The sequence below is a fragment of the Tabrizicola sp. BL-A-41-H6 genome, from assembly GCF_050632395.1.
In the GTDB taxonomy this organism is placed as follows: Bacteria; Pseudomonadota; Alphaproteobacteria; order Rhodobacterales; family Rhodobacteraceae; genus JAUYQR01.
In genome coordinates, this window is the sequence record NZ_CP192600.1 from 1095271 (window position 1) to 1114529 (window position 19259).

Consider the following 19259-nt stretch of genomic DNA (forward strand, 5'->3'; position numbering starts at 1 on the left):
GTTCCTCAGGGCTGGGTCTGGTGATGATCAGGGGCGGCGGGAAGCAGGGTGCCGGGGGCAAGGATCAGGGTCGCCGCGGCAAGGTAGGCGGCAAGGAACAGCGCGAGGGCTGCGTAGCCGGAAAAGCCGGGCGTCGGCTGGCGGAAGATGCGGTTCATATCGCGATCCTTTCGGAATGATCGGGGGCCGGGACCATGCGGGTCCGGGCAAGAAGGTCGTCGCGCAGGCGTTTGCCGCCGGGCCACGGGCCGTAGCCGGAGGCGACGTTGATGTGACCAGCATGGCCGAGGTCGACCATCTGCCCGCCCCAGACGCGGGACAGGTGGCTTGCGCGGGCGTAGGTCATCCAGGGATCATTGCGGCTGGCGACGACGGTCGAGGGCACCTGCAGGGAGCGTTCGGGGATCGGGCCGAAATGGCCGATCCGGGCGCAGCCTTCGGTTTCGGCCGGCGCGACGAGAAGGGCGGCGCGGACCTTCAGGTGCGGCCAGGTGGTCAGAAGCCGGGCGATCAGCACCGCGCCGAGCGAATGGCCGACGAGGATGCAGCCGGGGTGATGCAGGATGATCGAGGCCAGCTCCACCTCCCACAGCACGGGGTTCGGTTTGGACGGGTTCGACAGATCGACCATCAGGGCGTGAGGGTCACAGTCGGCCCACCAGTGCTGCCAGTGCGGCGCGGGCGAGCCGTCGAGGCCGGGAACGATCAGCGTCTTGGTCATGGCCGTGCTCCGTCAGATTCGCTGTAAGATAAATCTACCGGATTTGTCGTGATTGTATGTTCCAAAGATCGGGTCGCAAAGAGAAGCCGGTTCTCTCAGGCGTCTTTGTGCGTGCCCGCGGGCAGGGGGTCGGTCAGTGCGCCGCAGCCCAGCTTTTGCCGGTGCCTGCCTCGACCGCGAGGTGGACGTTCAGAGCGACGGCAGGGTGGGCGGAGGTTTCCATCACCTCTTTGGCGATTGGGATCAGGCGGGGGGCGTCGGCCTCGGCCACCTCGAACAAAAGTTCGTCGTGGACTTGCAGGAGCATCCGGGCGTCGATGCCACGGATGGCGTCGGGCATCCGGATCATGGCGCGGCGGATCACGTCGGCGGCGGTGCCTTGAATGGGCGCGTTGATCGCGGCGCGTTTGGCGAAACCGGCGGCGGGGCCGCGGGCGTTGATTTCGGGTGTGTTGATGCGGCGGCCGAACAGGGTTTGCACAAATCCGTTGGTTTGGGCGAATTTGACCGTATCGGACATGTAGGTCTTGATGCCGGGGAAGCGTTCGAAATAGCGGTCGATGAAGCCCTGTGCCTCGGCCCGGGGGATGCGCAGGTTGCGGGCGAGGCCGAAGCCGGAGATGCCGTAGATCACGCCGAAGTTGATCGCCTTGGCCTTGCGGCGGATGTCGGAGGTCATCTGGTCGAGGGGGACGTTGAACATTTCGGAGGCGGTCAGGGCGTGGATGTCGATGCCGTCCTCGAAGGCGCGGCGCAGTTCGGGGATGTCGGCGATGTGGGCGAGGATTCTGAGTTCGATCTGGGAGTAGTCGAGCGACACGAGGGTGCGGCCTTCGGGGGCGATGAACGCCTCGCGGATGCGGCGGCCTTCTTCGGTGCGGATCGGGATGTTTTGCAGGTTCGGGTCGGTGGAGGCGAGGCGCCCGGTGGAGGCGCCGGCGATGGAGTAGCAGGTGTGGACGCGGCCTGTTTCCGGGTTGATCGCATGTTGCAGGGTGTCGGTGTAGGTGGATTTCAGCTTGGCGATCTGGCGCCAGTCGAGGATGCGGGCAGCAAGGCGGGCGCCTTGCGGGTGGCTGTCCTCCATCGTGGTGATGTCTTCGAGAATGTCGGCGCCGGTGTTGTAGGCGCCAGTCTTGCCTTGGGTGCCGCCGGGGATTTGCAGGCGGTCGAAGAGGATTTCGCCCAGTTGTTTCGGGGAGCCGACGTTGAACTTTTCGCCGGCGAGGGAGTGGATTTCCTCCTCCAGCTGGACGAGTTTCTGGGCGAAGGCGTTGGACATCATCCGCAGGGTTTCGCGGTCGACCTTGACGCCTGCCATTTCCATGTCGGCCAGAACCGGGACGAGAGGGCGTTCGAGAGTTTCGTAGACTGTGGTGACGCGGGCCTTGTGCAGCTGCGGCTTGAAAAGCTGCCACAGGCGCAGGGTGACGTCGGCATCTTCGGCGGCATAACGCACGGCGTCGTCGATGGCGACGCGGTCGAAGGTGATCTGGCTTTTTCCGGTGCCGAGGAGGGTCTTGATCGAGACCGGCTGGTAGCCGAGGTAACGGTCTGAAAGCGCGTCCATGCCGTGGGTGTTGAGGCCTGCGTGCATGACATATGACATCAGCATCGTGTCGTCGAAAGGCGTCATGCGGATGCCCTGACGGGCGAGGATCTTCCAGTCGTATTTCACGTTCTGGCCGATCTTGAGGATCGCGGGATCTTCGAGGATCGGTTTCAGGGCGGCGATGGCGTCGGCAAGCGGGATCTGGCCTTCGACGAGGTCGGAGGAGCCGAAAAGGTCGCCGCCGCCCTGCCGGTGGCCGAGGGGGATGTAGCAGGCCATGCCGGGATCGACGGAAAGCGAGATGCCGACAAGCTCGGCGCGCATTTCATCGAGCGCGGTGGTTTCGGTGTCGATGGCGACGTAGCCGCGGTCGCGGATGCGGGTGATCCAGCGGTTGAGCGCGACCATGTCGCGGACGCATTCGTAGGCGTCGAGGTTGAAGACCTGTGCGGTGGGCTCGGCTGCCGGGGCGGGGTCGTCGCTGAGGGTGGCGGCGGGGGCGAGATCAACCGGCGCGGGGGGCGTGATCTTCAGCTTTTCCGCGACGCGGCGGGTGAGGGTGCGGAATTCCATGCGGTTGAGGAATTCCATGATCGCGTCGGGGGCGGGCAGTTTGACCTCGAGATCGTCAAGGCTGACGTCGAGGGGGGTGTCGTTCTTGAGGGTGACGAGTTGCTTTGACAGGCGGATCTGGTCGGCGTTTTCCAAAAGCACTTCGCGGCGTTTTGGTTGCTTGATCTCGCCGGCGCGGGCGAGGAGGGTTTCGAGGTCGCCGTATTCCTGAATGAGGAGGGCGGCGGTCTTGATGCCGATGCCGGGTGCACCGGGGATGTTGTCGACCGAATCGCCGGAGAGGGCCTGTACGTCGATGACACGAGCGGGTTCGACGCCGAATTTCTCGAAAACCTCGTCGGGGCCGATCATCTTGTCTTTCATCGGGTCGCACATCATGACCGAGGGGCCGACAAGCTGCATCAGGTCCTTGTCGGACGAAATGATGGTGGCCTGACCGCCCGCCTCTACCGCGTGGCGGGCAAGGGTGGCGATGATGTCGTCGGCCTCATACCCTTCGGTTTCGATGCAGGCGACGTTGAAGGCGCGGGTGGCTTCGCGGGTCAGCGGGAACTGCGGGCGCAGGTCTTCTGGCAGTTCCGGGCGGTTCGCCTTGTAAGCGGGGTAGAGCGCGTTGCGGAAGGTGGTGGCGGAGTGGTCGAAGATCACCGCGATGTGGGTGGGGCCGTTGCCGCCGTGGTCCTTGCAGATCTCGTTCCACAGGATGTTGCAGAAGCCGGCGACCGCGCCCACGGGCAGGCCATCGGATTTGCGGGTGAGAGGCGGCAGCGCGTGGTAGGCGCGGAAGATGTAGGCGGAGCCGTCGATCAGGTGAAGGTTGTGTCCCTTGCCGAATGCCATGTCTGCTTCCCCGCTGTGACGGGCCGAGTAATGCCAGAAAGCGTGGCGATGGGCCACCCGGATTGGCGGGGTGGCGGCGGAGAAAGCTGGGTCGGTTTGGCCGTAGGCTGCTGGCGGAGGGGTGACGCCTAGTGGTCTTCGTGCGCGTGGTCGCGGTCAATGACGTAGCGCTTGTCGCAGTAGCCGCATTCGACATAGCCGGTGTCGGCGGGGATCGTCAGCCAGACGCGGGGATGGCCAAGCGCGCCTTCGCCACCGTCGCAGGCGACCTTCCAGGTGGTGACGGTTTGGGTTTCCGGCGCTTCGATGGGCATCTTGGGGGTCCTGCGGTTCTGGTCGCGGCTATTTAGCGGGTCAGGCGGGGGGGCGGCAAGCCTTAGTCACCGATCAGTGCGCTGCGGGCCTTCATCGCGGTCAGCCAGCCGAGGCCCTGGGCGGTGCCCTTGGCGGGGCGGTATTCGGCGGAGACCCAGATCTGGGGCGAGTGGGCGTCGATGTCGTCGCAGAGGTCGGGGAGCGAGAAGCCGCCGCCGCCGGGTTCGTTGCGGGCAGGGAAGCCGGCGATCTGGACGTGGTTGATGCGGTGGCGGTGGGTATCCCAGACGGCGTGGGCATCGCCATGCAGGCGGGCGGCATGCCAGAGGTCAAACTGCAGGCCGATGCGGGGAAGGCCGAGGTCGTCGATGATGCGGGCGGCCTGATCGTAATCGTTCAGGAAGTAGCCGGGCATGTCATCGGGGTTCAGGGGTTCCAGCGTCAGGGTCAGGCCGGGGGCTTGGGCGGCGGCCCAGGCGAGGTTTTCGGTGTAGCACTGTTCGGCCATCGGACCTTTGGCGACGCCTGCCATCACATGCAGGCGCGCGGCACCGAGGCGGGTGGCGTATTCGGCGGCGCGCAGGAAGCTGTCGCGGAACTGCAGCTCCATCCCCGGCACGGCGGCGAAGCCACGGTCGCCGGAGGCCCAATCGCCGGGTGGCGTGTTGATGAGCGCGAGGGGGGCGCCGTTCAGCGCCTTTTCCCATTCGGTCATCGAGATGTCGTAAGGAAACAGCACCTCGACCCCGTCGAAACCACAGCGCGCCGCCCAGTCAGGACGGTCGAGCATCGGCACTTCGGTGAAAAGAAGTGTCAGGTTCGCGGCGAAACGGGGCATGCGTGTTGTGAACTCGTTAGGGCAATTCGGAGGATGGGATGACCGGGAAGAACTGACCGCCCGACCATAGACCAAACCACGACTGCCCGCCATATTGCTCGTTGCAGCCCAATTCAACCAGTCTGTAAAAGGATTTCCGGTCGATCAGCGCCTCCAGATTGCGGCGGATCAGGATGTAGGGCGAGGGTTCGCCGGTGACCGGATCGCGGGTGACGCGGATCGGGTGATCGGGGCCGGCGGTGGCCTCGTCCTCGGTCTTGGTGATGAAGCGGAGGGTCTGGTCGTGGCCCTCGCCCGTTACCTCGAAATCGGTGGCGAGGAGGGGGGCGTCGTCGACCTTGATGCCGACCTTTTCGACGGGCGTGACGAGGAAGTAGGCGTCGCCCTCGCGTTTCAGGATCGAGGAGAAGAGCTTGACGAGGGGGGCGCGGCCGATGGGCGTGCCGAGGTAGTACCACGTGCCGTCGCGGGCGATGCGAATGTCGAGATCGCCGCAGAATGGCGGGTTCCACTTGTCTACCGGGGGCGGACCCTTGGTGCCTGCTGCCTTTGCCGAGGCGGCGAGGCTGTCAGCCGAGGGTGGTTTCACGATCATTTGTGCCAGTTTGCCTTTTGCCGTTTGTGCCGCGGGCTAAGTTTCGGTCTAATGCCTTCATATAACCCCGGACGGAGCATTGTCATGGCTGATACGAACGCGCTGGTTGCCGAGATCGAAGCGCTGGGCGCAACACTTGGGCAGGCCAAGGCGTCGATCAATCAGCGGTTCATCGGGCAGGAAAAGGTCGTGGACCTTGTGCTGGCGTCGATGCTGTGCGGCGGCCATGCGCTGCTGGTGGGATTGCCGGGCCTTGGCAAGACGCGGCTGGTGGACACGCTTGGCACGGTGATGGGGCTGAAGGCGAACCGGGTGCAGTTCACGCCGGACCTGATGCCGGCGGATATCCTTGGGTCGGAGGTTCTGGACAATGCCGAGGGCGGGCGTGCGTTCCGGTTTATCGAGGGGCCGATCTTCTGCCAGTTGCTGATGGCTGACGAGATCAACCGGGCATCGCCCCGGACGCAATCGGCGCTGTTGCAGGCGATGCAGGAAAAGGAAGTGACGATTGCCGGGCAGCATCGGCCGCTGGGCCGCCCGTTCCATGTGCTGGCGACGCAGAACCCGATCGAGCAGGAGGGGACGTATCCGTTGCCCGAAGCGCAGCTTGACCGCTTTCTGGTGCAGGTGGATGTGGATTATCCGACGCGGGCGACGGAGCGGGATATCCTGATCGCAACCACTGGGGCCGAGGAGGCGGAGAGCCATCAGGTGTTCACCGCCGAGGGGCTGATCGCGGCGCAATCGGTGATCCGGCGGATGCCGGTCGGGGACAAGGTGGTCGAGGCGATCCTTGATCTGGTGCGCGCTTGTCGTCCGGGCGAGCCGGAGGGGCGCGAGTTGGCGGACAGCCTGTCCTGGGGGCCGGGGCCGCGCGCGGCACAGGCCTTGATGCTGACGGTGCGGGCGCGGGCGCTTCTGGACGGGCGGTTGGCGCCTTCGGTCAGCGATGTGGCGGCGATGGCGCAGGCGGTGCTGGTGCACCGGATGGCGCTGTCGTTTGCGGCGCGGGCGCGGGGCGAGACGCTGGCGGGGATCATCAACCGGGTGACGGGACGGGTTCTGGGGCTTGAGGCCGCCGCGTGAGTGGAGCCGCCGCCAATCTGAACGCCGACCTGCGCGCGCGGGCCGAGGCCTTGGGGCAGGCATTGCCGCCCCTGCTGGCCGAGGCCGAGATGTTGGCAGCAACGGTGATGCTGGGCGAGCATGGCCGCAGGCGCGCGGGTTTGGGCGATGAGTTCTGGCAATACCGCCCGGCGCATCAGGGCGATAGCGCGCGGATGATCGACTGGCGCCGTTCGGCGCGGTCGGATGCGCATTTCGTGCGGGAACGGGAATGGCAGGCGGCGCAGTCGGTGACGCTGTGGGTCGATCCGTCGAAGTCGATGAGTTTTACGGGCGACAAGGGTCGCGCGCCCAAGGGCGACCGGGTGAAACTGTTGGCGTTGGCGCTGGCGGTTCTTCTGTTGCGCGGCGGTGAGCGGGTCGGGTTGGCGGGGATGGCCGCGCCGCGGGCCGGGCGGTCGCAGATGTTGCGGCTGGCTGCGCGGTTGTCGGGGGCCGAGGACGGCGAGGATTTCGGTGCGCCGGAAACCGAGGGCATGGTCAGCCACGGGCGGGCGGTGTTCCTGTCGGATTTCCTTGGCGATCTGGCGGGGGTCGAGGCGGGGCTTGCACGGGCGGCGGACCGTGGGGTGAAGGGCGTGCTGATGCAGGTTCTGGACCCGGCGGAGGAGGAGTTTCCGTTTGCGGGCCGCACGATCTTTGAATCGATGGGCGGGTCGGTGCGGTTCGAGACGCAGCAGGCGGGCGATCTGCGCGCGCGGTATCTGGCGCGGTTGGCGGAGCGGAAGGATCGGCTTGCGACGCTGGCCCGCGCGGTCGGCTGGCATTTCACCACGCATCACACCGGGCAGCCGGCGCAATCGGCGCTTTTGTGGGCCTACGGCGCGTTGCAGGGGGGCCGCTGATGTTCATGATCGGCCCGGTTGGATTTGCGGTGCCTTGGCTGTTGGCCGGGTTGGTTGCGCTGCCGATCCTGTGGCTGTTGTTGCGCGCCGTGCCGCCTGCGCCGATCCGGCGGCGGTTTCCGGGCGTGGCGCTGCTGCTGGGTTTGAAGGACGACGAGAACGAGGCGGACAAGACGCCGTGGTGGCTGCTGATGTTGCGGATGCTGGCGGTGGCGGCGGCGATCGTGGGGTTTGCGGGGCCGGTTCTGAACCCCGATGTGCGGGTGGCAGGCGGCGGGCCGCTGTTGGTGCTGGTTGACGGATCATGGGCCGATGCGCGCGACTGGCCGCGCCGGATGGACCGGGCCGCGGCGCTGGTCGATGAGGCTGGGCGCGAGGGGCGGACGGTCGCGGTGGTTCGCCTGAGCGATGCGCCGACCGAGGTGGAGTTTCAGACGGCGGATGTGTGGGCGGGCCGGGTGGCAGGATTGCAGCCGCAGCCGTGGGCGCCGGCGGGTCTGGGCGACTGGGCGGCGAAGTTGCCGGCGGGGAGTTTCGAGAGCGTGTGGCTGTCGGACGGGTTGGCGCATGACGGGCGCGAGGACCTGCTGGACGCGCTGTCGGCGCGGGGGCCGGTGCGGGTGATCGAAAGCCCGCGCCCGGTGTTGGCGCTGCATCCGGCAGAGTTCAAGGACGGTGCGGTGGCGGTGGCGGTCAGCCGCTTGCCGGCGGCGGATGCGGTGTCGGTCGATGTTGTGGCGCGGGGGCCGGACCCGGCGGGGATCGAACGGGAACTGGCTCGGGCTGTCTTGCCCTTTGGCGCGGGTGAGGCGCGGGCCGAAGCGACTTTGAACCTGCCGCCGGAACTGCGCAACCGGATCACGCGGTTCGAGATCGAGGGCGTGCGGTCGGCGGGGGCGGTCAGCCTGACGGATGATAGTCTGAAGCGGCGCAAGGTGGCGATCATCGGGGCGGGGCCGGATCAGGAGGCGCTGCAACTGCTGTCGCCGACGCATTACCTGCGGCAGGCGCTGGAGCCGGTGGCGGAACTGATCGAGGGCAGCCTGACGGATGTGCTGCTGGCCAACCCGGATGTGGTGATTCTTGCTGATGTGGCGCGGCTGACGCAAGCCGAGACCGATGCGACGCTGGACTGGCTGGAGAAGGGTGGGCTGCTGTTGCGCTTTGCCGGGCCGAGGCTGGCTGCAAGCGATGTCAGCCGGATGACGGAAGACCCGCTGATGCCGGTGCGGCTGCGCGAGGGTGGGCGCACGGTGGGCGGGGCGATGAGTTGGGGCGAGCCGAAGGCGCTGGCGCCGTTCGTCGAAGGCTCGCCGTTCTTTGGCTTGCCGACGCCGACGGACGTGACGGTAAAGGCGCAGGTTCTGGCGCAGCCCGATCCCGAATTGGCGGAGCGCACGATTGCGGCGCTGGAGGATGGCACGCCCTTGGTCACCCGCAAGGTGGTGGGCGACGGGCAGGTGGTGCTGGTGCATGTGACGGCGAATGCGGAATGGTCGACGTTGCCGTTGTCGGGGTTGTTCGTGTCGATGCTGGAACGGCTGGCGGTTTCGACCCGCCCGGCGATGCCGGAGGCCGCCGATCTGGCGGGGCAGGTGTGGGTGCCGGAGGTGGTGCTGGACGCTTATGGGCAATTGAGCGACGCGGGCGAGGTAGCGGGCGTCGAGGGGGCCGATCTGGCGGCGGCGATTGCCAGCGGCCCTGCGGCGGCGTTTCCGCCGGGGCTTTATGCCGGGCCGGACCGGCGCGTGGCGCTGAACGTGATCGGGGCAGAGACAGAGTTGCTGGCGGCGGATTGGCCTACGGGCACCGTGATCGAGGGGCTGGAGGGGCAGACCGCGCAGTCGTTGAAGGCGGGTTTCCTGTCGGGCGCGCTGGGCCTGATGCTGCTGGACATTCTGGCGGCGCTTTGGGTGGCGGGGCGGCTGACCGGGCTTGGACGGCGGGCGGCGATGCTGGCGGTGGTGGTGCTGGTGGGCGGCCTTGCGCCGCAGGCGCGGGCGCAGGAGGCGGGGCCAGATGACGATTTCGCGCTGCGCGCCACGACCGAGGTGGTTCTGGCGCATGTGCTGACCGGCGATGCCGAGATCGACAGGCTGGCCGACGCGGGCCTGCGCGGGCTTGGCGACCGGCTGTGGCAACGCACCACGATCGAGCCGGCACTGCCGGTGGGGGTTGATCTGGAGCGGGACGAACTGGCGTTCTTTCCGTTCCTTTACTGGCCGATCACGGCGGGTCAGGCCGCGCCCTCGGCTGCGGCCTATGACAAGCTGAACGACTATCTGCGCACCGGCGGCATGATCCTTTTCGACACGCGCGACGCGGATGTGGCGGGCTTTGGCGGCACGACGCCCGAGGGGCAGGCGTTGCAGAAGATCGCGGCGGGGCTGGACATTCCGCCGCTTGAACAGATTCCGGCCGACCACGTGCTGACCCGCACGTTCTATCTGTTGCAGGAATTTCCCGGCCGCCACGCGCAAGGGCCGCTCTGGGTGGAGGCGGCGCCTGCGGCAGCGGAGGAGGCGGCGGACGGAATGCCGTTTCGCAACCTGAACGATGGCGTGACGCCGGTGGTGATCGGCGGAAACGACTGGGCTGCGGCATGGGCCACCGACGATATGGGCGCGCCCTTGTTGCCGGTGGGACGCGGCTTTGCGGGCGAGCGGCAGCGCGAGATGTCCTACCGCTTTGGCATCAACCTGATCATGCATGTGCTGACCGGGAATTATAAGTCGGATCAGGTGCATGTGCCGGCCTTGCTGGAAAGGCTGGGACAATGACGCAGACGTTGATCTTTGATCCGCTGGTGCCGTGGGTCGTAATCGCGGCGCTGGGCGGGCTGGCGGTGGTGCTGCTGGCGGTGGCGGTGTGGCGGGGTCTGGGCGGCTGGTGGCTGCGCGGACTGGCGCTGGGCGTGCTTTTGGTCGCGCTGGCGAACCCGGCCTTGCAGGAAGAAGAACGCTCGCCCCTGAACGACATCGTGATCCTTGTGGTCGATGAAAGCGCGTCGCAGGGCTTGGGCGACCGGGCGGCGCAGACCGAAGCGGCGATTGCGCGCGTCGAGGCGGAGGTGGCGGCTTTGCCGAACACCGAACTCCGTGTGCACCGGTTGGGCGACGGCGAGGACGATGCCGGGACGCTGGCGATGACCGCGCTTGCCGAGGCGTTGGCCGAAGAGCCGCGCGCGCGGGTGGCGGGGGCGATCGTGATCACCGACGGGGTGGTGCATGATCTTGGGCTGGTGCCGAACCTGCCCGCGCCGTTGCAGGTGCTGCTGACGGGGGCCGAGGCCGACTGGGACCGCCGGTTGGTGGTGAAGAACGCGCCGGCTTTCGCGATCATGGGCGAGGAGTTCAATCTGACCCTGAAGATCGAGGATCTGGGGGCGGTGCCGGCCTCTGTCGGGCCGGAGGCGCAGTTGACGATCACCGTCGATGCCGAGGAGCCGGCGACCTACACGGTGCCGGTTGGCGAGGAGTTGGACCTGCCGGTGACGCTGCCGCATGGCGGGATGAACGTGTTGCAGTTTTCGGTGGCAGGCGCCGAGGGCGAGTTGACCGACCGCAACAATGCCGCCGTGGTGCAGATCAACGGCGTTCGGGACCGGCTGCGGGTGCTGCTGGTATCGGGCGAGCCCCATGCCGGCGAGCGGGTCTGGCGGAACCTGCTGAAGTCGGATGCCAGCGTTGATCTGGTGCATTTCACCATTCTGCGGCCGCCGGAAAAGCAGGACGGTATTCCCGTGGACGAGCTGTCGCTGATCGCTTTTCCGACGCGGGAACTGTTCATCGAGAAAATCGAGGAATTCGATCTGATCATCTTCGACCGCTACCGGATGCGGGGCATCCTGCCGATGTCCTACATCGAGAACGTGGTCAAGTATGTGAAGAACGGCGGCACCGTGCTGGTGGCGGCGGGGCCGGAGTTTGGCGCGGTGGACAGTCTTTACCGCTCGCCCATGGCCGAGATATTGCCGGTGGAGCCGACGGCGCAGGTGATCGAGGAAGGGTTCCGCCCGAAGTTGACCGATCTTGGGCGACGGCATCCGGTGACCGAGGGGCTGGAGGCTTTGGCGCCGGAGGGCGGCTGGGGGCGGTGGTTCCGGCTGGTCGAGGTGGTGCAGACGGCGGGACAGGTCTTGATGTCGGGGCCGGATGACCGGCCGCTTCTGGTGCTGAACCGGGTGGAAAAGGGGCGCGTGGCGGTGCTGGCGTCGGATCAGGCCTGGCTTTGGGGCCGGGGCTATGAGGGCGGCGGGCCGCAACTGGAATTGCTGCGGCGGCTTGCGCACTGGATGCTGAAGGAGCCGGAGCTGGAGGAAGAAACCCTTACCGCGACGGCGGACGGGCAGCAGTTGACGATCACGCGGCGGTCGGTGGCCGAGGCGGCTCCGGGTGATCTGAAGGTCACGGGGCCGGATGGGGCCGCAGTGGTGTTGCCAATGCCGGAGGTGGGGCCGGGCAGGTACGAGACGGTCTGGGACGCGCCGATGCTGGGGCTTTACCGGCTGGAGCAGGGCGATCTGACGCGGGTGATCGCGGTTGGCCCGTCGTCGCCGCGCGAGTTCGTCGATACGATCGCGACGGGAGATCTTCTGGGGCCGTTGGCCGCACCGACCAATGGTGGCGTGACCCGTATCGAGGACGGGTTGCCGGATATTCGCGAAGTGCGCGACGGTCGGCCCGCGGTGGGACGCGGCTGGATCGGGATCACCCCGCGCGAGGCATATCTGACGGCCGATGTGAAAGTGGCAGCGTTGCTGCCGGGCTGGGCCTATCTGATCCTTGCGGCCGCGCTGGCCATTGCCGCGTGGCTTATCGAAGGCCGCAAGGGCGCGCGGCGGGTCTGATCAATCCGGCAGGCGTTGCAGGATGACCGCGCGCGAATGCGAGGCGAATTCGCGGCGCATCAGGACGGTGCCTGAGGCAAGTGTGGCTACGGCCAGGCCGATCGGGCCGAGGAGCCAGCCGAGCGCGGCCAGCGCGAAGTAGATCGAGCGCAGCCCACGGTTGAAGCTGCGGGCGGCGGTGATGTTGATTTCGGCAGCCTGTGCCGCGCGGGCGTAGGCATGGGAATGGTCGGGGTCGTTCGGCACGGCGGCCATCATCACCGAGCAATAGCCGAAGAGCCGGTTCGACCAGACGAATTTCAAAAGTGCGTTGGACAGGAAGGCCACGACCACAAGGACTTTCAGGGGCACCGCGCTGGGGTTCGCCTCGACGCTGAGCGCGCCGGTCAGATCGGTGACAGAGCCGACGTTGCTGATCATCGCCAGCCCGCCGCCGATGGCAATGAGCGAGGCAGAGGCGAAGAAGGCTGTGCCTTGACGCAGACTTTCAATCACGGTGGCGTCGAAGATGCGGGGCTGGCGGGTGACGAAGGCGTGCATCCATTCACGGCGGTAATCCTCCATCAGGAGCGAGACGGAGGGGCGCGATGCGGGCGGGTTTTCGCTGAGCCAGCCGGTGACGAGCCACGTCAACAGGATGAAGGCAAGCGCGAGCGCATCGTAGAGTGAAAACGGGCCGAGGTGGGCGAGGATGTCCATGTGCCGTAGACTAGGTCTGGTGATCGGGCTTGTCATCTTTCAAAATTGGTTATAATTATTTACCAATCTCAAAGGAGACGATCATGGACATGCCGGTGCCGGACGCTGCCATCCTTGCGCGCAAGGGCCGGATCGTGGCGCGGTTGCGCGCGGTGCTGCCCGCCGATGCGGTGATCGACGATGCGGCCGAGGTGCGAGTTTACGAGTGTGATGCCCTGAGCGCCTATCGCTGCCCGCCAATGGCGGCGGTGTTGCCCCGCACGACTGCAGAAGTGTCTGCCGTGCTGCGGGTGTGCTGGGAAGAGGGCGTGCCGGTGGTGCCGCGCGGGTCTGGCACATCGCTGGCCGGAGGGGCGCTGCCGACGGCGGATTGCGTGATCCTTGGTGTAGCGCGGATGAACGCGGTTCTGGAGGCGGATTACACGAACCGCTTCGTGCGGGTGCAATCGGGGCGGACCAACCTTTCGGTGACGGGGGCGGTAGAGGCGGAGGGGTTCTTTTATGCGCCCGACCCATCGAGCCAGCTGGCCTGTGCGATTGCCGGCAATATCGCGATGAATTCCGGCGGCGCCCATTGCCTGAAATACGGGGTGACGACGAACAACCTGCTAGGCGTCACGCTGGTGCAGATGGACGGCACGGTGCTTGAGATCGGCGGGCCTTGGGCCGACGCGGGCGGGCTGGACGTGCTGGGCGTTGTCTGCGGGTCGGAAGGGCAGTTGGGCGTGGTGACGGAAGCCACCTTGCGCATCCTGCCAAAGCCCGAGGGCGCACGGCCGGTGCTGATGGGGTTTGCCTCGAACGAGGTGGCGGGAGCCTGTGTTGCCGACATCATCAAGGCGGGCGTGTTGCCGGTGGCGATAGAGTTCATGGACCGGATGCTGATCCGCGTCTGCGAGGATTTCGCGCAGGCCGGGTATCCCGATTGCGAGGCGCTTTTGATCATCGAGGTCGAGGGGTCGGACGCAGAGATCGACGAGCAACTGGCGCTGATCAAGGCCATCGCGGCGCGGCACGACCCGGTGGCGGTGATCGAGGCCGAGGACGAGGCGCAGGCCAAGCGCATCTGGCTGGGACGGAAATCGGCGTTCAGCGCGATCGGGCGGATATCGGATTACATGTGTCTGGACGGCACGATCCCGGTGTCGAGCCTGCCTTACGTGCTGCGTCGGATCGGCGAGATGAGCGTGGAGTTCGGGCTGGCGGTGGGCAATGTGTTCCACGCCGGCGACGGCAACATGCACCCGTTGATCCTGTATGATGCGAACAAGCCCGGCGATCTGGAGACCTGTGAGCGGTTCGGGGCAGAGGTTCTGAAGCTGTGCGTCGAGGTGGGCGGTTGCCTGACTGGCGAGCATGGCGTGGGGATCGAGAAGCGCGACCTGATGGGGGTGCAGTTTTCGGCCGAGGACATGGAGGCGCAGCTTAGGGTGAAGGATGTGTTCGACCCGAAGTGGCTGCTTAATCCGGCGAAGGTGTTTCCCCTGACTGTGACCGCCGACCGCCGCGCGGCGTGACGCGGCTGAGTGGGGGCGAATCTTCGGACCCCCGGAGTGTTTTTTGAAAAGAGCAAGACCATGCGGCCGACGACCGAGACGGAACTGGCTGAGATCGTGACCGCCGCGACGGCGCCGGTGGTGCTGCGCGGCGGCGGGACGCGGCGGATTGGCGAGGCGGCCGGGGACGTGCTGGAAACGGGCGGGCTTTCTGGTGTGGTCCTTTATGAGCCGGGCGCGCTGACGCTGGTGGCGAAGGCGGGGACGCCGGTGGCAGAGGTCGAGGCGGTGCTGGCGGCGGAGCGGCAGCGGCTGGCCTTCGAGGTGCCGGATCTGCGCGGACTTCTGGGGCGGGGCGGGGTGTCGACCATCGGGGGCGTCGTGGCGGCGAATTCGAGCGGGCCACGGCGGGTGCAGGCGGGCGCGTGCCGCGACAGTCTGTTGGGCGTGCGGTTCGTTGATGGTACGGGGGCGGTCATCAAGAACGGCGGGCGGGTGATGAAGAACGTCACCGGCTATGATCTGGTGAAGCTGATGGCGGGGTCGCATGGCACGCTGGGGGTGGTGACCGAGGTGAGTTTCAAAGTGCAGGCGGTTCCGGAAGTGGAGGCGACCTTGCGCTGCGAAGGGCTTGACGCGCGGGGTGCGGTGGCGGCGCTGGCGGTGGCGATGGGATCGCCGTTCGATGTGTCGGGGGCCGCGTGGACCCCTGCGGACGGGGCATTGGTGCGGGTGGAGGGGCTTGCCGGATCGGTCGACTATCGCGCGGCGGAATTGATGAAGCGGCTGGGGGCGGGCTGGCACCGGGTCGAGGGGGCCGGGCATTGGCGCGCGGTCCGGGACGTTAGCGGTTTTGCCGGGCGCGAGGGGGCGGTCTGGCGGGTGTCGGTGAAGCCGTCGGACGCGCCCGTTGTGCTAGGGGCGTTGGCGCCGGTCATGCGGGATGTGGTGATGGACTGGGCGGGTGGGCTGTTGTGGCTGCTGGTTGAGGACGCAACGCCGGGGGCGGTGGTTCGCGCCGCCCTGCCGGGGGGCCATGCGACGCGGGTGCGCGGTGCGGGCGATGGGCCGGTCTTCCAACCGGAGGTGCCGGCGCTGGCTCGGGTGACGGCGGGGCTGCGGGCGAAGTTCGACCCGAAGGGCGTGTTCAATCAGGGGATGATGGTCTGATGCAGACGGTTTTCACGCCCGAACAGTTGCGCGAGCCTGCGATCGCCCGGTCGAACGAGATTTTGCGGACTTGCGTGCATTGCGGGTTCTGCACGGCGACCTGCCCGACATATCAGGTGCTTGGCGACGAGTTGGACAGCCCGCGCGGGCGGATCTACCTGATCAAGGACATGCTGGAAAAGGGGCGTCCGGCGGACGCGCAGACGGTCAAGCATATCGACCGCTGCCTGAGTTGCCTGGCTTGCATGACCACATGCCCGTCGGGGGTGCATTACATGCACCTGGTCGACCATGCGCGGGAGTATATCGAGGCAACCTACAAGCGGCCCCTGATGGACCGCATGCTGCGCAGCGTACTGGCGCGGGTGATCCCTTATCCGGGGCGGTTCCGGCTGGCGCTGTTGGGCGCGAAGATCGCCAAGCCGTTTTCGTTTCTGGTGCCGGACCGGCGGTTGAAGGCGATGCTGGCGATGGCGCCGAAGCAGATCCCTCCGGTCAGCCGGAACGACGACCCACAGGTGTTTCCGGCGCTGGGCGAGCGGCGGATGCGGGTGGCGTTGATGACGGGCTGCGCGCAGAAGGCGCTGAACACGGATATCAACGATGCCACGATCCGGCTGCTGCGGCGGTTGGGGTGCGAGGTGGTGGTGGCGAAGGGGCAAGGCTGCTGCGGGGCGCTGACGCATCACATGGGCAAGGCGAATCTGGCGCATGGGTCGGCAGAGGCGAACATCCGGGCGTTCATGGCTGAAAAGACTGCCGGGGGGCTGGATGCCATAGTGATCAACACGAGCGGTTGCGGGACGACGGTGAAGGATTACGGCAACATGTTCCGCAACGACGCACTGGCGAGCGAGGCGGCAACGGTGGCTGGGCTGGCGATGGATGTGAGCGAAGTGCTTGTGAAACTTGGCCTGCCGGCAGGCGCGGCCAAGGGTATGCGGGTGGCCTACCACGCGGCCTGTTCGTTGCAGCATGGCCAGCAGATCAAGACCGCGCCGAAGGATCTGCTGAAACGGGTGGGATTTGAGGTGGTGGAACCTGCCGACAGCCACCTGTGCTGCGGATCGGCTGGCACCTACAACCTGCTGCAGCCTGAGATCTCGGCGCAGTTGCGGACGCGAAAGGTGGAAACGCTGGAGGCGCGGAAACCGGATGTGATCGCTGCAGGCAACATCGGCTGCATGATGCAGATCGGGTCTGCGACCGGGGTGCCGGTGGTGCATACGGTGGAGCTTTTGGACTGGGCCACGGGCGGGCCGATGCCGAGGGCGCTGGCCACCGTCTGAGTGGTGAAAACCATGCTTGCGGCGTCAGGCAAAACCGCCCAAGTTGTGGTGGGCGCGTGTGTCGCCGCGAGGAAATTGATGCTCCGTCTGGCCTTCGCCCTGCTGTTTGCTGCCCTTCCGCGGGTCACTGTTGCGCAAGACGCGACAATGTTCGGGATGCAGACGGCGGACGATTCGCGCGGCTGGGATGCGGTGGGCAAACTGATCCTTGGCGACCGCGGTTTCTGCACCGGGACGCTGATCGAACCGAAGCTGGTGCTAACGGCGGCGCATTGCCTGTTTGACAAGGAAACCGGTGCGCCGATGCGTCCCGAGGACATCCAGTTCTATGCCGGCTGGCGTAACGGGCGGGCGGTGGCCTACCGCAGCGTGCGGCGGGCGGTGGCGCATCCGGACTACAGCTACGACGGCGTGGACAAGCTGGAGCGGGTCAGTTCGGATCTGGCACTCTTGGAGTTGAACCAAGCGATCCGGCTGCCGTCGCTGGTGCCGTTCGAGACGGACGCGGCCCCGGTCGAGGGCGACCATGTCGGCGTGGTATCCTATGCGCAGGACCGGTCGGAAGTGCCGACGTTCCAGGAAGTCTGCGAAGTGTTGGCCGAGCGTGCCACGACGCTGATCCTGTCGTGCAACGTCGATTTCGGATCGTCGGGCGCGCCTGTGTTCGCCATTCATGATGGCGTGGCGAAGGTGGTTTCGGTGATTTCAGCCAAGGCCGAGATCGAAGGCCGAAAGGTGGCGCTGGCGGTTTCTCTGGCAGCCCCGTTGCGGGTGTTGCGGGCGGCCCTTGCGGCCAGCCATTCCGACCCGCGGTCGGGAATTGCGGGTGTCCGCGTCCTGTCGGGCGGGGACGATAGCGGTGCGAAGTTCGTAAAGCCATGAGACAGGTTGCAGTGTTGGTGGCGATGCTGGCGGTGGCGTCATGCCCGGCCATGGCGCAGGATCAGGCCGGGCTTGACCGGGTGACGCGGCGCGACGAATTGCCGGGTTGGGAGGCGGTGGGGCGCGTCGACATTGCGGATGGCGGGTACTGCACCGGGGCGCTGATCGCGCCTGACCTTGTGCTGACCGCCGGGAATTGCGTTCTGGAAGAGGATGGCACGCCGATCGCCGCGGAGCGGTTGACGTTCCGGGCCGGGCTGACAGACGGGACGGCGCTGTCCGAATCCGTGGTGGTCCGCACCGTTGTGCCCGAGGGCTATACCGGGGTCGGGCAGTTGCCGCCCGAAGAGATGCGCCGCGATGTGGCGCTGCTGCAGCTTGCCACGCCGATCCCTGCGTCACTTGCCGTGCCATTGGTCGTGCAAAGCCCCGGTGAAGGCGCTGACGTGAGCGTGGTGTCCTATGCCGAGGGCCTGGAGGAAACGCTGTCGTGGCAACGCGTCTGTTCGGTGCTGGGCAAACGCGAAGGGCTGGTCGTGCTGGATTGCGACGTCAGCTTCGGATCGTCGGGCGCGCCGGTGTTGGACCGTTCGATGGGCCGGGCGCGGATCGTGTCGATCATATCCTCGGGGTCTGCCGAGGGAGGTCCGAAGATGGCCATCGGCGTTGAATTGCCGGACGTGGTGACCGAGTTGAAGGCGATGCTGCGCGACGGCAAGGTGTTGAGTGATGCGCAGACAGCCCCGCCTACCATGCGCAAGCTGGGCGGCGACGGCCAGGATCGCGACATCGGGGCGCGGTTCGTGAAGCCCTGAGACCGACGATCCGGGGTCTTGAAACCGCAAATCGGGCTGCCTACCTGATCAGTAACCGGGTGCCATGACGGGCCCGGTGACCCTGCCCGGCCCCTTCATGGGGCGGGCGTTGAGCATCGCTTTTCTGGAGGATGACCATGCGCAGCTATGACTTCGCACCGCTGTACCGTGCCACTGTTGGGTTCGATCGGATCGCTGATCTGATGGACCGTGTTCTGTCGAGCGACGTGTCGCAACCGACCTATCCGCCTTACAACATCGAAAAGACCGCCGAGGATGCCTATCGCATCTCCATCGCCGTCGCCGGGTTTTCGCCCGAGGACCTGACGGTTGAGGTGCGTGACGGCGCGCTGCACGTGACTGCCCGCAAGACCGCGGATGAGACCGAGCGCACCTTCCTGCACCGCGGGATCGCCACCCGCGCCTTTGATCGCCGCTTCGCGCTGGCCGATCATGTGCGCGTGACAGGGGCCGTGCATGAGCACGGAATGCTCCACGTCGATCTGGTACGCGAGACGCCGGAGGCGCTGAAGCCGCGTCGGATCGAGATTGCCCGTGCGGGCGGTTCGACCCGAGTTCTGGAAGCGACGGCCGAAACGGTCAACTGAGCTTTCGGGTCGGAACCGATGAAGGGCGCGCCGTGGGGCGCGCCCTT

The 19259-nt window shown here is 66.7% G+C and carries 17 protein-coding genes; 10 read left to right on the top strand and 7 right to left on the bottom strand.

What is annotated here, in order from left to right; translation table 11 throughout:
- Positions 1 to 5: 5 nt before the first annotated feature.
- The 6 genes from ACROUL_RS05475 to ACROUL_RS05500 all read right to left on the bottom strand — a co-directional run bounded on the left by ACROUL_RS05475 (position 6) and on the right by ACROUL_RS05500 (position 5434).
- Positions 6 to 158, bottom strand: a complete 153-nt coding sequence (locus ACROUL_RS05475) for a hypothetical protein (protein WP_431298509.1) — start codon at positions 156 to 158, stop codon at positions 6 to 8.
- The gene (locus ACROUL_RS05480) at positions 155 to 721 is read right to left on the bottom strand and encodes an RBBP9/YdeN family alpha/beta hydrolase (protein WP_431298510.1); all 567 of its coding nucleotides are present in this window, start codon (positions 719 to 721) and stop codon (positions 155 to 157) included. Before ACROUL_RS05480 ends, ACROUL_RS05475 begins: the two co-directional genes overlap by 4 nt.
- 133 nt (positions 722 to 854) lie before the next feature.
- Positions 855 to 3686, bottom strand: coding sequence for a DNA polymerase I (polA, locus tag ACROUL_RS05485; protein WP_431298511.1), 2832 nt, complete (start codon positions 3684 to 3686; stop codon positions 855 to 857).
- Positions 3687 to 3814: 128 nt separating this feature from the next.
- The gene (locus tag ACROUL_RS05490; protein ID WP_431298512.1) at positions 3815 to 4000 is read right to left on the bottom strand and encodes a zinc-finger domain-containing protein; all 186 of its coding nucleotides are present in this window, start codon (positions 3998 to 4000) and stop codon (positions 3815 to 3817) included.
- Between the two features lie 62 nt (positions 4001 to 4062).
- The gene (locus tag ACROUL_RS05495) at positions 4063 to 4839 is read right to left on the bottom strand and encodes a hydroxypyruvate isomerase family protein (RefSeq protein ID WP_431298513.1); all 777 of its coding nucleotides are present in this window, start codon (positions 4837 to 4839) and stop codon (positions 4063 to 4065) included.
- Positions 4840 to 4855: 16 nt separating this feature from the next.
- A complete protein-coding gene (locus ACROUL_RS05500) occupies positions 4856 to 5434 on the bottom strand; it encodes a DUF1285 domain-containing protein (RefSeq protein ID WP_431298514.1) in 579 nt (192 codons plus the stop codon).
- Between the two features lie 84 nt (positions 5435 to 5518).
- Here ACROUL_RS05500 and ACROUL_RS05505 point away from each other — a divergent pair, with 84 nt between their 5' ends.
- The 4 genes from ACROUL_RS05505 to ACROUL_RS05520 are packed head-to-tail and all read left to right on the top strand — an operon-like array spanning position 5519 to position 12253.
- Entirely contained in the window at positions 5519 to 6520 is a 1002-nt protein-coding gene (locus tag ACROUL_RS05505) for an AAA family ATPase (protein ID WP_431298515.1), read from the top strand.
- On the top strand, positions 6517 to 7404 hold the full coding sequence (locus ACROUL_RS05510) for a DUF58 domain-containing protein (protein WP_431298516.1): 888 nt from the start codon (positions 6517 to 6519) through the stop codon (positions 7402 to 7404). Before ACROUL_RS05505 ends, ACROUL_RS05510 begins: the two co-directional genes overlap by 4 nt.
- Complete coding sequence (locus ACROUL_RS05515) at positions 7404 to 10184, top strand: DUF4159 domain-containing protein (protein WP_431298517.1); 2781 nt, start codon at positions 7404 to 7406, stop codon at positions 10182 to 10184. Before ACROUL_RS05510 ends, ACROUL_RS05515 begins: the two co-directional genes overlap by 1 nt.
- Positions 10181 to 12253, top strand: coding sequence for a hypothetical protein (locus ACROUL_RS05520; protein ID WP_431298518.1), 2073 nt, complete (start codon positions 10181 to 10183; stop codon positions 12251 to 12253). Before ACROUL_RS05515 ends, ACROUL_RS05520 begins: the two co-directional genes overlap by 4 nt.
- Here ACROUL_RS05520 and ACROUL_RS05525 read toward each other — a convergent pair whose 3' ends face one another.
- Positions 12254 to 12952: a DUF599 domain-containing protein gene (locus ACROUL_RS05525; RefSeq protein ID WP_431298519.1), complete on the bottom strand. Its 699-nt coding sequence runs from the start codon at positions 12950 to 12952 to the stop codon at positions 12254 to 12256.
- An 83-nt stretch (positions 12953 to 13035) separates the two neighbouring features.
- Between ACROUL_RS05525 and ACROUL_RS05530 the strand changes: the two genes are divergently transcribed.
- The 6 genes from ACROUL_RS05530 to ACROUL_RS05555 all read left to right on the top strand — a co-directional run bounded on the left by ACROUL_RS05530 (position 13036) and on the right by ACROUL_RS05555 (position 19212).
- Positions 13036 to 14469, top strand: coding sequence for an FAD-linked oxidase C-terminal domain-containing protein (locus tag ACROUL_RS05530; RefSeq protein WP_431298520.1), 1434 nt, complete (start codon positions 13036 to 13038; stop codon positions 14467 to 14469).
- Positions 14470 to 14529: 60 nt separating this feature from the next.
- Positions 14530 to 15618, top strand: a complete 1089-nt coding sequence (locus tag ACROUL_RS05535; RefSeq protein ID WP_431298521.1) for an FAD-binding protein — start codon at positions 14530 to 14532, stop codon at positions 15616 to 15618.
- Positions 15618 to 16907 (top strand): glycolate oxidase subunit GlcF, encoded by a 1290-nt coding sequence (glcF, locus tag ACROUL_RS05540; protein ID WP_431298522.1) that lies wholly within the window; start codon positions 15618 to 15620, stop codon positions 16905 to 16907. Before ACROUL_RS05535 ends, glcF begins: the two co-directional genes overlap by 1 nt.
- Before the next feature lie 78 nt (positions 16908 to 16985).
- Positions 16986 to 17789 carry a trypsin-like serine peptidase gene (locus tag ACROUL_RS05545; RefSeq protein WP_431298523.1) on the top strand — a complete coding sequence of 268 codons (804 nt, stop codon included), beginning with the start codon at positions 16986 to 16988 and terminating at the stop codon, positions 17787 to 17789.
- Positions 17786 to 18604 carry a trypsin-like serine peptidase gene (locus ACROUL_RS05550; RefSeq protein ID WP_431298524.1) on the top strand — a complete coding sequence of 273 codons (819 nt, stop codon included), beginning with the start codon at positions 17786 to 17788 and terminating at the stop codon, positions 18602 to 18604. The genes ACROUL_RS05545 and ACROUL_RS05550 overlap by 4 nt, the downstream gene beginning before the upstream one ends.
- 137 nt (positions 18605 to 18741) lie before the next feature.
- Positions 18742 to 19212 carry an Hsp20 family protein gene (locus ACROUL_RS05555; protein ID WP_431298525.1) on the top strand — a complete coding sequence of 157 codons (471 nt, stop codon included), beginning with the start codon at positions 18742 to 18744 and terminating at the stop codon, positions 19210 to 19212.
- The last annotated feature ends 47 nt before the right edge of the window (positions 19213 to 19259 follow it).

Excerpts from the sequence above, each read along its gene's own strand:
- ACROUL_RS05545 (WP_431298523.1), top strand. The coding sequence starts at position 16,986 with ATGCTCCGTCTGGCCTTCGCCCTGCTGTTTGCTGCCCTTCCGCGGGTC.
- ACROUL_RS05480 (WP_431298510.1), bottom strand. The coding sequence starts at position 721 with ATGACCAAGACGCTGATCGTTCCCGGCCTCGACGGCTCGCCCGCGCCG.
- ACROUL_RS05490 (WP_431298512.1), bottom strand. The coding sequence starts at position 4,000 with ATGCCCATCGAAGCGCCGGAAACCCAAACCGTCACCACCTGGAAGGTC.
- ACROUL_RS05520 (WP_431298518.1), top strand. The coding sequence starts at position 10,181 with ATGACGCAGACGTTGATCTTTGATCCGCTGGTGCCGTGGGTCGTAATC.
- ACROUL_RS05500 (WP_431298514.1), bottom strand. The coding sequence starts at position 5,434 with ATGATCGTGAAACCACCCTCGGCTGACAGCCTCGCCGCCTCGGCAAAG.
- ACROUL_RS05555 (WP_431298525.1), top strand. The coding sequence starts at position 18,742 with ATGCGCAGCTATGACTTCGCACCGCTGTACCGTGCCACTGTTGGGTTC.
- ACROUL_RS05550 (WP_431298524.1), top strand. The coding sequence starts at position 17,786 with ATGAGACAGGTTGCAGTGTTGGTGGCGATGCTGGCGGTGGCGTCATGC.
- glcF (WP_431298522.1), top strand. The coding sequence starts at position 15,618 with ATGCAGACGGTTTTCACGCCCGAACAGTTGCGCGAGCCTGCGATCGCC.
- ACROUL_RS05515 (WP_431298517.1), top strand. The coding sequence starts at position 7,404 with ATGTTCATGATCGGCCCGGTTGGATTTGCGGTGCCTTGGCTGTTGGCC.
- polA (WP_431298511.1), bottom strand. The coding sequence starts at position 3,686 with ATGGCATTCGGCAAGGGACACAACCTTCACCTGATCGACGGCTCCGCC.
- ACROUL_RS05525 (WP_431298519.1), bottom strand. The coding sequence starts at position 12,952 with ATGGACATCCTCGCCCACCTCGGCCCGTTTTCACTCTACGATGCGCTC.
- ACROUL_RS05475 (WP_431298509.1), bottom strand. The coding sequence starts at position 158 with ATGAACCGCATCTTCCGCCAGCCGACGCCCGGCTTTTCCGGCTACGCA.
- ACROUL_RS05535 (WP_431298521.1), top strand. The coding sequence starts at position 14,530 with ATGCGGCCGACGACCGAGACGGAACTGGCTGAGATCGTGACCGCCGCG.
- ACROUL_RS05505 (WP_431298515.1), top strand. The coding sequence starts at position 5,519 with ATGGCTGATACGAACGCGCTGGTTGCCGAGATCGAAGCGCTGGGCGCA.
- ACROUL_RS05495 (WP_431298513.1), bottom strand. The coding sequence starts at position 4,839 with ATGCCCCGTTTCGCCGCGAACCTGACACTTCTTTTCACCGAAGTGCCG.
- ACROUL_RS05530 (WP_431298520.1), top strand. The coding sequence starts at position 13,036 with ATGGACATGCCGGTGCCGGACGCTGCCATCCTTGCGCGCAAGGGCCGG.